Raw genomic sequence first — 15,177 nt, 5'->3', positions numbered from 1 at the left:
TTTAGGAATAACAGTTTTATGATTAGGGAAATGCTTTAAGTATTGAATTTATGGTGCTGTTACTGTGAAGGTTACACCCAATGTATATACCGCAGGTGAGATATACCCAGGCTTGGCAATGTAATCTATCTGAAACGTATTTAGCCCAAAGCCACCTTTAGCACCTGTAGTTAAAGTTTGATCTGTTGTAGAAAGCGGAATAGCTGCAGTGCTTCCATTCTTTCTTACCGAAAGCGTACTTGCTGCCACATTCAAATCTCCTGTTCCTGAGGTAACAAAATTGGCCGTATTAGCCTTTACACTTACATTCCAAGCCTTGTTTGATCTTACCTTTAGCCCTGCTGCTGAGAGGTTGGTTTTGCCGTCCTCAAAATCAGATGCAGTTGCAAATGTAAATCCAAGATTTTGTGTAGTGTTATCAAAATCAAGCTCCAATATGTTATTGATGCTCAATGTGACAGTTTGTGTTTTTACGGTGTTTTGACCGAACACATTTGATGCCAAAAGGCATCCGATTGCGATTGAAAAAAGAGTTTTATTCATTGGGTAAAAAAATTATGACTGCGGTTTATATTCAGCCAATTAAAAATTTATTAAGAAAATACGGTTTATATTAAGGTGCGGAAAGTGTAAAAACTACATCAATGGTATATTCACCAGGTAGTATATAACTAGGTGCAGCGAAATAGTCAATTTGAAAATTATTGAGATCAAAACCACCACGTGGACCAGTAGTTAAAACTTGGGGAGTTGTAGACAGAGACTTGAAAACCGTCTCGCCATTCTTTCTAATCGAAAGCTTACTGGCACTTAAACCTTGATAGCCATTATTGCTCTGAAAAAACGTTGTAGCTGTTTTTACATCTACAATCCACTGAATGTTTGACCTGACTTTGAAAGTACCAGCTTGTTCTAAGGTTTTACCATTGTCATAATCACTTGCTTGATTAAAAACAAAATGAGGGTTAGTAAGTGAACTCACAAAATCTAGCTCAATTATATTTTTTACTTCGAGGGCTACATCGTGGCCTTTGGCAGAAACCTGCCCGTAAGACAATAAGGTGGTGGTAAAAGTTACCACTACGGTTATTAGGAATTTTTTCATTAAAAAAGCAATTTGTTTTCGCCAAATTAGAATCTAAGATTCTGTTTGACTTTATATGTTTTGTAAAGAAGTTAAGCACTTAAAATCTTCACAATTGACATATATCAACAACTGTGCCAAAAATGATTTAACGGTGGCGAAAAAATCACAAATCATTAAAAATCAAATAATTAAAAACAATAATATTTGATTATTGTAACGAAAAAAATGAAATGAAGAATAATTACTATTGAGGTGAGAGCGTATAAACTACTTCGATATCGTAGATATCGTGTTTAACACTGCCTGGTTTTGCAGTGTAATCTAACAAAAAATGATTCTTTTCGAAACCACCAAGACCACCTTTGGCCACCGTTTGGTTTTCAGTACTAAGAAGAATTTGCTCATTTGAGCCTGTTTTGTTTATCAAAAAAGCGGAAGATGGAATATCAATATCTCCGACAGTCTGTGGATTAAATGAAGCAGATGTAGACTTTACATTTACTACCCAATCTAAATTAGAAACTACGCTAATCCCAATAGCTTGCACCTTGGTTTTTCCGTTTTGATAATCTTCAGTAGTATTAAATACAAAATCAGAAGAAGTTAGGTTGTTGTCTACTTTCATTTCGAGGACAGGAAGAGCCGTCAAAGTAATTTTTTGGGTAAAAGTACTTTGGGCTTTCAGGCCAGTTAAGGCTAACAAAAAACACGTTATAAACGATAGCGTTTTGTTCATTTTTCCTTGTTTTAGACAAATTGGCGTAGCCCTTAAACTTAAATTAAAAACTACGGTCTACAAACATAAAAAAATAAACCAAAATAAACACCAAAAGGAGAGAATAAAAATATCCTCTCCTAATGAAAACTATAAAAGTGAAATTTTACTGAACCGATAATGTATAAATCACATTCATTGAATACGTATCTGGAGCAACTGCACCTGGATTTAACTTGTAATAAACTGTAAAGTCATGACCAGGGGTAAGTGGCGAACCTAAAGATCCACTTTTAACTGCTGCAAAGTCCGTAGATAATGATGTATAAGTACCATCGGAAGCTAAAGCCCAAGCTAATTTATTATGTGAAATGTCAGAACCAGATGTAGTAAGTGCTGTAAATAAATCAGTTTCTGCTTTTACTTGCAATAACCATGGAGAAGTTGAAGTAATTAGAAAGTTGTGTCCTACCTTTCCTGAAATACCATCAGCATAGTGAGCAGCGGTATTAAAAGCAAAATCAACTTGTGCTAAATCCACAGTAGTTCCTCCAGTACCACCTGTGCCACCACCACCACCACCAGTACCATCTGTAGTAACTGCAGTGGCTACCATTTGAACTTTTTGTTTGTAGGTTTGAACTAAATTGGGATAAGTTACTACCTGTGCACTTGCACCAAGTGCAAACAAAACAAGAGCGAATGATGTCAAAATAGACTTTTTCATAATAAAAAAATGTTTAATTTTTTGATTAGCTTTTCAATGGTATTTCCCTGACATTTTAGGAACCAAAATGATACACTAAATCCTAGTTTATAAATAATTTAATTTGGGAGGCCTTTTCATAAATGGTTAATTATGGGGCTGCTCTTGTGATTATACGCTCCAAAATCTGTGCCACAACTTTAAATGCCAGAGTTGCTAATAATTAGAAACTTAGCCAAAAATAGTTACCGTTAAATAATTTTTTGAAAGCAAAAAAACAACACAACTACCTGATAAACAAAAGTATGAATATCAAAAAAAGACGTTTTTTGAAAAGAAAAAAAAGTAGAAACTAAATTTAAATTCGCCTAAAATATTTTTAGAATTGAAATAAAAATATTTCTAAATAAAAATGGCACGGGGGTGCGAACAAAAAAAGTTGTCGTCATAATTAAAAAGAAAAGCAAAACTGCTTTACTCGTGCCAATCTTGGATGCTCTTGGTGAGGGTTTCGTAAACTTCCAATAAGTCCTCGTCTTCGGCAAGATAATCCAGGTGTGATTTTATGCTGCTGTCGTCGCCTCTTAGGGCTGGTCCCGTTTGTACTTCGGCGGGGTGATCGCTGGCCATGGCCTTTTTAAAGGTTTCGGCAATCAAAGGTTTTAGCATATCAAATTCCAGATTTTCGGAATCTAAAATAGCTTTTGACAATGCCCACAAATGATTTGTAAAATTACATGAAAAAACCGCCGAAACATGCAAAATAGCACGCTCCTTGGAGTTCATCAAAAAAACTTCGTTTGAGATTGCCCTCGCTAGTCCGAGCAGCAGATTCTCGGTTTCTTCGTTTTCAGACTCTATGGCAATCGGAATTTTAAGAAAATCTACTGCTTTGCCTTTGGTAAACGTCATTACTGGATAAAAAACCCCACTGCTTACGGGAAGGTCGTGGTAGATTCGGAGTGTCTCTTGCACATCTGACAGTGGGCGACCACCAGAAGTATGCACCACTATGGCTCCTTCAGGAAACAAAGCCTTAGAACAAACCTCCGCTATGGCGTCATCAGACACGCAAACAAAGAAAACATCTGCCCTACTTTCCGAAAAATCGAGCTCCGTATTGATTTTTACTTCGTAGAGCTGTTGGCCAATCTCTTCGGCCTTGTCTTCGTCTCTTCCATAAATATCTGTGACCAAAATCTCGTTTTTTTCAAATACGCGAGCCAAATGCCAAGCCACGTTTCCAGTGCCGATTATCGCAACGTTCATAATGTATTAAGGTGTATCTACGTAAATATATCAAATACTTACTAAAGTTGTTTTTGTGGCACTTATTTTACCCTAAATTCTTGTAGAAAATGCATGATTTTAACCGTTGCACCTTTGTTTTTCTGAATAAATGCTTCGGAGTCTTTCTTAATTTTAAGCAAAGCACCTGCATCCATATTTAACAGTAGCGTATGCAGCTGCTCATGACTATCTACCGAAAATGCGACTCCCAACGAAAGGAGGGCTACTGCTTCGTCAAATTTCTTAAAGTTTTTATTTCCGAAAAATACGGGTACACCAAAAACCGCCGCCTCCAGAGTATTGTGCAATCCTTTGCCAAAAGCCCCTCCTATATATGCATGGGTGGCATATTGATAAAGTTTAGAAAGCATTCCTATACTATCTACAAAAACCACTTGAGTTTCCCTAAGAATTTCTTCATCAGGTAAATCCGAAAATAGGGCCGTGGGGCTATGAATTTGCTTTCTCCAGTCTGATATCTCCACTTCGTGGATTTCGTGCGGGGCAATGATAAATTTCAACTCTGGAAATGCATTAATAACCGGCAAAAGCACCTGCATATCTGCTGCCCATGCACTGCCCACCACCATCACTTGCTGTTTACCTACAAACTCTGAGACCCGGTCTATGGCTTGAATCTGCTGGGCGGTGTCCCAAACTCTGTCAAAACGGGTATCTCCTACTGTTTCGATGCTGGTGAAACCGTTTTTAACTAAAATATCTGCGGTTTCTTTGTTTTGAACAAAAAGACGATCAAATGAGAAGAGTGCTTTTCTGAAAAAACTCCCATAATACTTAAAGTAGATTTGACTTTCTCTAAAAATCATGGAGATGCCTATCACTAAAGATCCGGCAGCTTTAAGTTCTTTGATGAAATTAGGCCAAATTTCGTATTTCACAAAAACCGCTACATCAGGCTGAATCGCTTTTACGAATGCTCGAGCATTGCCAGGGGTATCTAAGGGCATATACATGACTTTGTCTGCCAAGGCATAGTTTTTACGAATTTTATATCCCGAAGGTGAAAAAAAAGTGAGCAACACAAAGTCGTTTGGAAACTCCGCTTTGTAGGCTTCTATTACGGGCCTGCCTTGCTCAAACTCACCCAAAGACGCACAATGAAACCAAATGAGCTTTTGGTTATAATTTCTTTTGCTTGAAAAATCTTTTAACTTAACCGACAAATCGCTTTGACCAATTGCAAAAAGCCCAATCTTAGAATTTGATTTTCGAAAGAAAACCAACAACACTTTTACTGTAAACAGTAAAACATTGTAAACAAACTGCGATATTTTTTCTAAAAAAATCAAGACTATGGTTCTATATTAGGAAGCGTAAAATTTGTTTTTATACCCGCAAAACGCACCGAAACTACCGCAATAAAAGTGGCCAGTTCTATAAACGCCAAAGGAGCATTCAGGTATTTTAAAAGAAAAAAAAGAAAACCGCCTATCAGACAGGCAGTAGCATATATCTCTTTATGAAAAAGTGTGGGTATTTCATTTAACAAAATATCTCTTAATACCCCACCAAAACAGGCCGTTATGGTCCCAATAATCAAACACGACGGCACACTTAGTCCGGCTGAAATACCTTCTTCCAATCCTTTTATCGTAAAAAAACCTAAACCGAGGGTATCAAAAAAAAGCAAGGTTTTATCTAATCTCTCTATTCTTTTTCTAAAAAAAACGGTACAAAGCGAAACCACCAATATGAGTAAAATGATTTTGGAGTCGGTGAGCCATTTGACAGGCGAAATACCCAAAAGCATGTCTCTGATAGTACCACCACCGATAGAAGTCACAAAGCCGATTACCATTACGCCGAAAATATCGAGTCGCTTACGGATACCCGCAAGTGTGCCCGATGCCACAAAGGCAATCATTCCCCCGATATTTATAAATGAAAGTACGTCCAAGCGATTGTTATTATTTTCTGCAAAAATAGCCTAGTAATCTGAGAATCTCGGGCTATTCCTTATATTTTACTCTTTTTTTATGCATTTATCCCAAAAACCTTATATAGTCTTGTAGCTAAAATATGTATCTTTGCGGCTCATTTTAAGGAAGGTTCTTTAAAATCCAACAAACATTATTTTTGATCATGAGATATCCGGAATATAAAGCCGTCAATTACGCAGAAGTAGCAGATGAAATCCTGAAATTTTGGAACGATAACCAAATTTTCCAAAAATCTATTGACACCAAAAGCGGCAAGCCTACATACACGTTTTTTGAAGGTCCACCTTCGGCTAATGGCACACCGGGTATTCACCACGTAATGGCCAGAGCCATAAAAGATATTTTTTGTAGATACAAAACCCTCAAAGGATTCCAAGTAAACCGTAAAGGTGGCTGGGACACGCACGGGCTTCCGGTAGAGCTACAAGTAGAAAAAGAGCTTGGAATAACCAAAGAAGACATAGGCAAGAAAATATCGGTGGCAGAATATAACCAAAAATGCCGCGAGACCGTGATGCGATTCACCGATCAATGGAACGACCTAACCCTCAAAATGGGATATTGGGTAGACCTCGAAGATCCGTATATCACCTACGAAAACAATTACATAGAGAGTATCTGGTATTTACTCAAAGAACTTTTTGACAAAGACCTGTTATATAAAGGATATACCATACAGCCCTATTCGCCAGCGGCCGGAACCGGGCTTTCGTCGCACGAGCTAAACCAGCCGGGCTGCTACCGTGATGTGAAAGACACGTCTATAACGGCTCAGTTTAAATTAGAAGAAACCGAGAAATCGGCTTTTATATTCGAAAAAGCCACTGACCTGGTTTTTGTGTTGGCTTGGACCACCACTCCTTGGACCTTGCCATCTAACGCAGCCTTGACAGTAGGCAAAAACATAGAATACGCACTGGTGAAAACCTTTAACCCATATACGTATTTGCCTATCAATGTGATCTTGGCTAAAGACCTTATCCCGAAATATTTCAGCGAAAAAGGGAAAGATGGCGACTTTGAAGGTTACGAAGCTTCTGACAAAAAACTATTGCCGTGGAGCATATTGACCACCTTTAAAGGCTCAGAACTAGAAGGACTAGATTATGAGCAGCTGATGCCTTATGTACAGCCCGACAAACCTGCATTCAAAATCATCATCGGAGATTTTGTAACTACTGAAGACGGTACGGGCGTGGTGCACACTGCCCCTACTTTTGGTGCAGATGACTTTAGAGTGGCCCAACAAAACGGCATTCCGTCAATAATGGTCAAAGACGAAAATGGCAAAGAAATGCCATTGGTAGACCGCCAAGGCCGATTCGTGAAAGAGGTCTCTGATTTTGCTCACGAATATGTAAAAGAAGCCTACCTGACAGACGAAGAAAAAGAAGCAGAAAGAATAAAACAAGGAAAAGACAAATACCTATCGATAGACGAGCGTATCTCTATCAAGTTAAAGACGCTCAACAGGGCATTTACCGTGCAACGCTACGACCACTCGTATCCGCACTGCTGGCGAACCGACAAGCCGGTACTTTACTATCCGCTTGACAGCTGGTTTATAAAAACCACCGCCATGAAAGACCGCCTGGTAGAGCTAAACAAAACCATCAACTGGAAGCCTGAATCTACAGGTACAGGGCGTTTTGGCAACTGGCTTGAAAACCTAGTGGATTGGAACCTGTCGCGATCGAGATATTGGGGTACTCCCCTACCGATTTGGAGAAATGATTTCCATGAGCAAATATGCATTGGTTCGGTAGCCGAACTGATTGAAAAAATGCAAGAAGCAGTAGACTCAGGCAAACTATCGGATGAGCAGTCTTCTAAAAACAAGACATTCCTAGAAATGCACAAAGACGGCACGTTTGACCTCCACAGGCCATTTGTAGACGACATCTTCTTGGTTTCTGACCTAGGGAGTGTGCTTTCGCGTGAGCCAGATTTGATTGATGTTTGGTTTGACTCAGGTGCTATGCCGTATGCACAGTGGCACTATCCATTTGAAAACAAAGGCAAAATAGACGGCGATGGCCTTCAAAGCACCTACCCTGCTGACTTCATATCAGAAGGTGTGGACCAAACGCGTGGCTGGTTTTTTACCTTGCACGCCATAGCCGGTATGTTGTTTGACTCTGTAGCGTTTAAAAACGTGGTTTCTACAGGTTTGGTTTTGGATAAAAACGGCAACAAGATGTCTAAACGCCTCGGGAACGCCATAGATCCATTTACTACCTTACAAAACTACGGTGCTGACCCTACCAGGTGGTACATGATCACCAACGCACAGCCTTGGGACAACCTACGTTTTGACCTAAATGGAATCACTGAGGTTAGAAATAAGTTTTTCGGAACATTGACTAACACCTATAATTTCTTTGCCCTATATGCTAACCTAGACGGCTTCGAGCGATCGGGCAAAATAGACTTGGCAAACTGCACTGAACTAGATAAATGGATACTATCTAAACTACAGACACTAATAGGCGAAGTAGACGAAGCATACGAAACTTACGAGCCTACCAGAGCCGGCAGGGCCATTCAAGAGTTTGTGTCTGACCATTTGTCTAACTGGTACGTAAGATTGAGCAGAAGACGCTTCTGGAACCCGTCTGCAGGCGAAAGCCAACGCAAAGACAAACATGTGGCTTATGAAACACTTGGCTACTGCCTAACGGTGGTTTCGCAACTGATGGCACCTATAGCCCCATTCTATGCAGACTGGCTTTACAGAAACCTAACGCATACGTCTGACGATAACTCGGTGCACTTAACGGACTTCCCAGTAGCTGAGCATACGTGGATAAACAAAGACCTAGAAAACTCAATGGACTTGGCACAACGCATAAGTTCGATGATACACGGTATCCGTAAAAACAACAAGATAAAAGTAAGACAGCCGCTTTCTAAAATATTGGTGCCTGTACTAAACCAAACCACCCGCGACCAAATCAGCAGTGTGGAGGAGTTGATTAAAACAGAAGTCAACGTTAAAGAGGTTTCTTATCTCGACGATGCTTCGGGTGTATTGAGCAAAAAAGTAAAACCAAACTTTAAGGCTTTAGGACCTAAATACGGCAAAAACATGAAAGCCGTGGCTGACCTGATATTGGGCTTAGACAAAGAGCAGATAAAAGAAATAGAAACTCAAGGGAAATTGAGCTTCGAAATAGGCGAAATAGAACTGAGCGATTTGGAGATACTGACCGAAGACCTACCCGGCTACCTAACCGCTCAAGACGGCGGCCTTACAGTGGCTCTTGACATACACATAGACGACGCCCTGAAACAAGAAGGCATAGCGAGGGACTTTGTGAACCGTGTTCAGAATTACAGAAAAGACAATGGCTTTGAGGTGACAGACAAAATAGTGATTGAATTAGAAAACGACCAAGAAGAGCTAAGCACTGCCGTTCAAAATTTCTCAGCATACATATGTCAGGAGGTTCAGGCTACAAGTTTAGAAATCAAAAATGGACTAAAAGAAACGGTAGAAATAGAGATGGATGAATTTATTTTAAAAATTAAAATATTTGTTTTTTCGTAAAGTATTCATTTCTAATATTTTAAAAAAAATGTATAAAAATAATATGATTTTTTTTCGGTCGGGGTATTGACAATACAAAAAATGCACTTATCTTTGCACCACAATTAACCGAAAGGGAATTTGGTCCGGTAGTTCAGCTGGTTAGAATACATGCCTGTCACGCATGGGGTCGCGGGTTCGAGTCCCGTCCGGACCGCAAAAAGCACTCAATTTGAGTGCTTTTTTTGGTTTCTGGGGGTTTTAGTCCACTTTTAGATATTCTAGGTTACTATGTTTTAACACATAATACCACATTTTTTGTTACTCGTTTGTTACCCACATTTTCTCTGCACTTTCATGGTATGTTTGAATTCACAAAAACATAATGCAAATGAAAGTTTCCTACAGATTAGTTTTCGATTTTAAAAAAGACATACCTAAAAAGAACAAGGAAAAAGGATTGATTCAAATTCAAGCTTACCTTAATGGAAGTCGTCGATATTTTTCCACTAAAGTTTATTTAACTCCAAAAGAATGGGATACTAAAAAAAATAGACCTAAAGACGCATACCTTGAAAAAACTATCAAAGACTTTTTAAATACCTTTGAAACTTTTGAGATTGAGTATCGAGCCTTACATGGGAAGTTTGAATTATCAGACTTTGATATCTTTTTAAAGCCAAAGGAAAAACTAAGACCAAAAACTTCTTTTACTAAATTCTTCAAAGAGCAAATTGAAAAGGAAACGCAACTTGAACTTGTAACTATTCAAAGTCACAGAAACACACTATTGGTTTTGACAAAATTTATGAGAAATATCGAATTTGAGGATTTGAATTATAGCCTTATTCAAGATTTTGATAATTTCTTAAGGTCTGACAGAAACTTAAAGATCAATACCATAGAAAAATATCACAGGCAGTTAAGAAAATATATTAACCTCGCTGTTAAGCAGAATTTAATGGCTGAAAACGAAAACCCCTACCGTGACTTTAAATTACACACTGAAGAAACAGACACTATTTTTTTAAGGCTGGACGATATTGCAAAAATAGAGTCGCTGGTTTTTAATGAAAGAATGGAGAAAAAAGATAAGCTTGAAAAAGCAAGGGATATGTTCCTGTTTAGTTGCTATACAGGATTAAGATTTTCTGATTGTAAAGCACTAACAAGAGAAAACTTTGAAGAGACTGCTAACGGTCTAATATTAAAATTTAGAGCAAAAAAAACAAATAAAATAGGAACTAGACCCTTATATTTACTATTTAATGGAAAACCAGTGGATTTAGTTAGAAAATACTGGCCAACCACTGAGAAAAGAAGATTATTTCATGGAATGTATAACTCCACAGTAAATAAGCTTTTAAAGCAAATTGCAGTGTTGGCAGGTGTTAATAGAAAACTCTATTTTAAAGCTTCAAGAGACTCTTTTGGAACTAATCTTTATATACTTTCAAAAGATCCAATGTTAGTCCAATCACAGTTACAGCACTCAAAAAGAGAACAAACTGACAAATATGTACATTTGGTTGAAGATATTCAAAATGAAAAATTGAGAGACATATTTAAAAAAGAAAAAAATGGGAAATAACGTAATTAAAAATATAGACTTTAAGCTTCCAGATGATTTTGCAAGTGAATTATCGATTCCTGGAAAAAAAATAGCAATTAAGTATTATTTGAATATATATCTTAAAGCTACCGAATATATTTCTCAATTGAAAGATGAAAAAAACAATAGTTCAGAACCAAAGTTTCAATTATACGTACGAATAATTTTTAATAGACAATCTGTCAAAATTAAAAGTAAGTTAAATGTAAGTTTAACATTAAATGAGTTTGATGAATTAATTGAAATATGTGCGGAACCTGAAGCATTTAAAGCGGAGAAAAAAGAACTCTATTTAAAAATGATTAGAGAAGCTGCTACTCTAACTAACGTTGTAAAAAATGAGTATGAGAAAGTTACAGATAATGACCGTACCGGTATGCTTATCCATACTTTTGATTTTTCATATTTATTCAATACCTATAGATATGAAAACTTCGAATTGCCGAAAATAATAAATGAAATTTTAATTGAACACATAATTTCTTTTTCAAAAAGTCTTAAGAATACTGATTTTATTGAATATTTATTGAATGAAAGTTTAGAGCTAAATGCTTTTCAATTGATTTCATTCTTAAAAACTCAAGACAATAAATGGCTTGAATTTGAAAAAAGACTAGATGAAAATATCTGGATGTTTGAATTTAAATATTACGAATTCAAATTCCATAACCCTAAATATCTCTTAATGGGTGCAACTCTTGCAGACTTTAAATACCTTGACTTTATTGAAGACTTCCAAAAATACTTCAAAACAATAGAATTTAAGGGGTTAATAGAATCTATCAAGACTTTAATAGACGACAATCAAAAAAGATAAATATTTTTCTTGCTGTTGGCGTTATTACAACATATTATTTACTACCTTTGGGTATTAAATAATAATAATTTTTATGCACCGACAAAAAAGTCAATTAAGTACTGAAGTAACAGACCTTCAAAGCGTGGTCTCGCTCATCGAACAAAAGTTCAAACATCTTGAGAAAGTAATCTCCAAAGAAACAAAATCTGAATTACCTGAAACTATTCAGCCATCAGAGGTATGTGCAAAATTTGGTTGGTCAAGATCAAAATTTGAGCAATTCAAGCGAAGTGGACTATTTAGAACCAACAAGATTGGTGGTAAAGTCTACGTCTCCATTCAAGATTTAAAGAACCTTTTCCCGAAGGATTTTTAATGATTTAGGTGCATAAAAAAAGCCAATGTGTTCCCGCACATTGGCTTCAAATGCACCGACTAGTACATTTTTTTAAAATAATAACTAACAAATTTATGAAATTCGTTTCAAAAAGTCAATCACTCTCCCAAGTGATTGCAAAATCCTTTTTGCCTTTTAGCCAAAGCGGTTCTCCTCCCCTCATAATTCAGTTATTGTCAGGTCATGGCCTTACAATATTTCAATGTAATTCTTCAAAGCACTTTAACATTAAAAAAACTGAAACTGATGAGTAAATATAAATTCGAGGATACTAATAAACCAAAGGGTACTTGTCCAAAATGTAATACTGAAAAGTCATTTAGATATTATCAAAATGACCTTGGTGTACGAATGCCATTAGAATATGGGATTTGTGATAAAAAAAATAAATGCGGTTATCACAATATCCCTACTGGTAATGGCATTACAAAGGCTTCTACAAAGAGTAATCCGAAAATAGAATACATATATCCATCTAAAGAACAGAAGGATACATTTGAAGATTATTTAAATGACTCTTCAAGCTCATTTCACAAATTTTGCGACTCTATTGGCATTCCAGCAAGTCATCTAAAATCTCAAAATGTTGGGACTGATGAAAAAGGCCTAACAGTATTTGTTTTTCGGAACAAAAAAGGTGATATAATAAATTGTAAAAGGACTAGATATGCCACCAATGGTAAAAGAGACAAGAACTTTTACAGCTTTTCAATGAAAGGTCCAAATCAAAATCAAAAATACAGCATTGATTTATTTGGATTAGAAAGTATTGATATAGATAAAGAAAAGAATGTAGTAATAGTAGAGTCAGAAAAAACAAAAGTAATTGCCTCATACTTTTATCCTGAATATGTATGGTTGGCAAGTGCAGCCGCAAATGGTGTTAAAACTGAAAAAGCCAAAAATCTCATTGGTCGTGAAGTAATATGGCTTTGTGATGCTGACAAAGCAGGAAGAGATAATTCCAGCATAAGAAACCTTAGATCAACGGTAAATGATATTGAAGTTTCCGATTTGTTTCCTGAAAGAGAAGATGGACACGATTTGGCAGATGAAATAATAGCAAATATAGAACGGTTCAAAAATGAAAAGACAAAGCTTGATATTTTAGACGGCATTATCAAAAACGAGTTGTTTTTTATTAAACCAACAGTAGAGTTTCGTGATGATTACTCTATTTGGGTAAAAACAAAAAACAATTATGAAGTAGTAGCACAGGAATATCTCCTATTTATTAAGTATAAAACAATTGACAACGAAGACCAAATAACTTGGATAATTGAAATAAAAACAAAAATGAAAAACTCGAAATTTATAGAAGTATCACATGATGATTTTTGCTCCGCTAAAAAAATAAAGAATATTCTTGCTAAAGAAAGGTTAAGTTTTAAAGGGACAGAACTACATTTAACCGAAATGCAGGATGTATTATTCAAACACAAATTTCCTGATGCCATAAAGGTTACTAGGTATGGATACCATCAACAATCTGGTTGTTATTTCTTTTCTAATGAAGTATTAAAGCCAAATAACCAATTGGCCACTCCAGGAAATTTAGGAATAATTAATTCTGGTGAATTTCATTTATGCATTCCAACCTCCAACAATAAATTGAAACATAGATTCAAGCTAACGGATAGCCAAATTAACTTCAATACTTGGTTCCGAATATACGCTCAAGCTCATACTTTAGAGAAGGCGTTTATACCGGTTTGTTTTTATGTTATGTCTTTGTTTAGAGACATCATTTTAAAACATAAAGGAAGCTCTCCTATTCTTTTTCTAAAAGGCGGAGCAGGTACTGGCAAAAGTAGTATAGTAAGGAGCTTAACGGCCTTATTTGGCTTTAAACAAGAAGATATAAATCTAAAGTCAAAAAATACAGAAGCGGCATTAGTTAAATTAATGGATCAGGCATCCAATACGCTTTTATGGATGGATGAATACCATCCTGACTTTCAGCATGAAGGTCTTTTACAGGCAGCTTATGACAATGCAGGATATCATAAAACACCCGATAACAACAGAGGGAACACAGATACTGATAGTATAGAAATACATTCTGCTTTGACTCTAACAAGTAACTTTTTACCAAGAAATCCAATTTTCTTTTCACGGTGTATTTTAATAAGTGTAGAAGATACCAAAAAGACACAAAGCCAAAGAGAAGGTTACAATCAAATTTCAGACTTAGAGTCAAGAGGTTTGGCAGGTATTTCTGTGGAGCTTCTTAAATACAGAGCGTTAATTGAAGAAAACTACAGTAATGCTTTCGATAAATTAAATACAAGTTTACTTGAAAAAGTAAAAGGATGTGACTATCCAGAAAGAATAACTAGTAACATAATACAATGTATGACATGTGCATTTATTCTTCAAACTCATAACAAAATCGCCATGTGCGAAAGTGAAAGTGAGGATGATGTTTTAGATGTATACACTAGCTATGCTGCCGATTGTATAAAACATCAGCATCAAATTCAATTTAGTAATTCAGATGTGGCGGAGTTTTTTGCCATACTTCAAAATTTATATGATGCTCATCAATTAATCGAAGGAGTACATTTTAAGTTTTTAAACGAAATGCTTCAAATTAATCTGCCTTCAGTCTATAATCTTTACAAACTAAAGTATAGACAAATAAATCACGGCACGGCTCCAGACAGAGATTCTATTGTACAAGAGATTTTAAAAATTGAAGAAAAGAGAAATTCCAAAGAGGTTCTTAAGTCAATTCGTTTTTCAAAAAATATAGAGTCTGAAAAATCAAGCTCTCAGCCAGTAAGTAATTCACTTTCATTGATTTACGAAAACTATAGGCTAAGATTCAATTTGAATTTAAATAGAGAATATCCAGAAAATAATTTTGATTCTTAAAAACAACACTACACTACAACAAACACTTTAAAATCCTTATTATCAATTATTTATATTAATATTCTTGTAGTAAAAGTGTAGTAAATCTGTAGTTTAATGTAGTAATTCTGATTTTAATATTTGTAGTAAGTGTAGTAGCCTTTAACTACACTTTTACTACAAATATCAAGAGTTAATTATTTAATTATCAACAGTTTAAAGTTG

12 protein-coding genes and 1 tRNA gene are annotated in these 15,177 nt (G+C 36.1%); 6 read left to right on the top strand and 7 right to left on the bottom strand.

Going from position 1 to position 15,177, the window contains the following annotated elements:
- Window positions 1–48: 48 nt before the first annotated feature.
- From ACFOOI_RS19510 to ACFOOI_RS19480, 7 genes are all read right to left on the bottom strand, one after another.
- Window positions 49–543, bottom strand: coding sequence for a hypothetical protein (locus ACFOOI_RS19510; protein WP_379839766.1), 495 nt, complete (start codon window positions 541–543; stop codon window positions 49–51).
- 70 nt (window positions 544–613) lie between these two features.
- Entirely contained in the window at window positions 614–1,105 is a 492-nt protein-coding gene (locus tag ACFOOI_RS19505) for a hypothetical protein (RefSeq protein WP_379839765.1), read from the bottom strand.
- Between the two features lie 226 nt (window positions 1,106–1,331).
- On the bottom strand, window positions 1,332–1,823 hold the full coding sequence (locus ACFOOI_RS19500; protein WP_379839764.1) for a hypothetical protein: 492 nt from the start codon (window positions 1,821–1,823) through the stop codon (window positions 1,332–1,334).
- A 145-nt stretch (window positions 1,824–1,968) separates the two neighbouring features.
- Window positions 1,969–2,529, bottom strand: a complete 561-nt coding sequence (locus ACFOOI_RS19495; protein ID WP_379839763.1) for a hypothetical protein — start codon at window positions 2,527–2,529, stop codon at window positions 1,969–1,971.
- Window positions 2,530–2,982: 453 nt separating this feature from the next.
- Complete coding sequence (locus tag ACFOOI_RS19490) at window positions 2,983–3,777, bottom strand: Rossmann-like and DUF2520 domain-containing protein (RefSeq protein ID WP_379839762.1); 795 nt, start codon at window positions 3,775–3,777, stop codon at window positions 2,983–2,985.
- A 62-nt stretch (window positions 3,778–3,839) separates the two neighbouring features.
- Window positions 3,840–5,108, bottom strand: a complete 1,269-nt coding sequence (locus tag ACFOOI_RS19485; protein ID WP_379839761.1) for a 3-deoxy-D-manno-octulosonic acid transferase — start codon at window positions 5,106–5,108, stop codon at window positions 3,840–3,842.
- A gap of 2 nt (window positions 5,109–5,110) precedes the next feature.
- Window positions 5,111–5,716, bottom strand: a complete 606-nt coding sequence (locus ACFOOI_RS19480) for a trimeric intracellular cation channel family protein (RefSeq protein WP_379839760.1) — start codon at window positions 5,714–5,716, stop codon at window positions 5,111–5,113.
- Window positions 5,717–5,901: 185 nt separating this feature from the next.
- Here ACFOOI_RS19480 and ileS point away from each other — a divergent pair, with 185 nt between their 5' ends.
- From ileS to ACFOOI_RS19450, 6 genes are all read left to right on the top strand, one after another.
- Entirely contained in the window at window positions 5,902–9,309 is a 3,408-nt protein-coding gene (gene ileS, locus ACFOOI_RS19475; protein WP_379839759.1) for an isoleucine--tRNA ligase, read from the top strand.
- Window positions 9,310–9,431: 122 nt separating this feature from the next.
- A tRNA-Asp gene (locus tag ACFOOI_RS19470) sits at window positions 9,432–9,505 on the top strand.
- 174 nt (window positions 9,506–9,679) lie between these two features.
- The gene (locus tag ACFOOI_RS19465; protein ID WP_379839758.1) at window positions 9,680–10,879 is read left to right on the top strand and encodes a site-specific integrase; all 1,200 of its coding nucleotides are present in this window, start codon (window positions 9,680–9,682) and stop codon (window positions 10,877–10,879) included.
- Window positions 10,869–11,717, top strand: a complete 849-nt coding sequence (locus ACFOOI_RS19460) for a hypothetical protein (RefSeq protein ID WP_379839757.1) — start codon at window positions 10,869–10,871, stop codon at window positions 11,715–11,717. The genes ACFOOI_RS19465 and ACFOOI_RS19460 overlap by 11 nt, the downstream gene beginning before the upstream one ends.
- Window positions 11,718–11,790: 73 nt before the next feature.
- Window positions 11,791–12,075: a hypothetical protein gene (locus ACFOOI_RS19455; RefSeq protein ID WP_379839756.1), complete on the top strand. Its 285-nt coding sequence runs from the start codon at window positions 11,791–11,793 to the stop codon at window positions 12,073–12,075.
- A 267-nt stretch (window positions 12,076–12,342) separates the two neighbouring features.
- Window positions 12,343–14,973, top strand: coding sequence for a DUF6371 domain-containing protein (locus ACFOOI_RS19450; RefSeq protein WP_379839755.1), 2,631 nt, complete (start codon window positions 12,343–12,345; stop codon window positions 14,971–14,973).
- The last annotated feature ends 204 nt before the right edge of the window (window positions 14,974–15,177 follow it).

Source organism: Lacihabitans lacunae (assembly GCF_042649125.1).
In the GTDB taxonomy this organism is placed as follows: Bacteria; Bacteroidota; Bacteroidia; order Cytophagales; family Spirosomataceae; genus Leadbetterella; species Leadbetterella lacunae.
Note: the sequence above shows the minus strand (reverse complement) of the source record. Positions and strands in the feature narration are given on the sequence as shown.

Bases quoted from the DNA above. Each gene is read 5' to 3' on its own strand.
- ACFOOI_RS19510 (WP_379839766.1), bottom strand. From the start codon at position 543: ATGAATAAAACTCTTTTTTCAATCGCAATCGGATGCCTTTTGGCATCA.
- ACFOOI_RS19505 (WP_379839765.1), bottom strand. From the start codon at position 1,105: ATGAAAAAATTCCTAATAACCGTAGTGGTAACTTTTACCACCACCTTA.
- ACFOOI_RS19500 (WP_379839764.1), bottom strand. From the start codon at position 1,823: ATGAACAAAACGCTATCGTTTATAACGTGTTTTTTGTTAGCCTTAACT.
- ACFOOI_RS19495 (WP_379839763.1), bottom strand. From the start codon at position 2,529: ATGAAAAAGTCTATTTTGACATCATTCGCTCTTGTTTTGTTTGCACTT.
- ACFOOI_RS19490 (WP_379839762.1), bottom strand. From the start codon at position 3,777: ATGAACGTTGCGATAATCGGCACTGGAAACGTGGCTTGGCATTTGGCT.
- ileS (WP_379839759.1), top strand. From the start codon at position 5,902: ATGAGATATCCGGAATATAAAGCCGTCAATTACGCAGAAGTAGCAGAT.
- ACFOOI_RS19465 (WP_379839758.1), top strand. From the start codon at position 9,680: ATGAAAGTTTCCTACAGATTAGTTTTCGATTTTAAAAAAGACATACCT.
- ACFOOI_RS19460 (WP_379839757.1), top strand. From the start codon at position 10,869: ATGGGAAATAACGTAATTAAAAATATAGACTTTAAGCTTCCAGATGAT.
- ACFOOI_RS19455 (WP_379839756.1), top strand. From the start codon at position 11,791: ATGCACCGACAAAAAAGTCAATTAAGTACTGAAGTAACAGACCTTCAA.
- ACFOOI_RS19450 (WP_379839755.1), top strand. From the start codon at position 12,343: ATGAGTAAATATAAATTCGAGGATACTAATAAACCAAAGGGTACTTGT.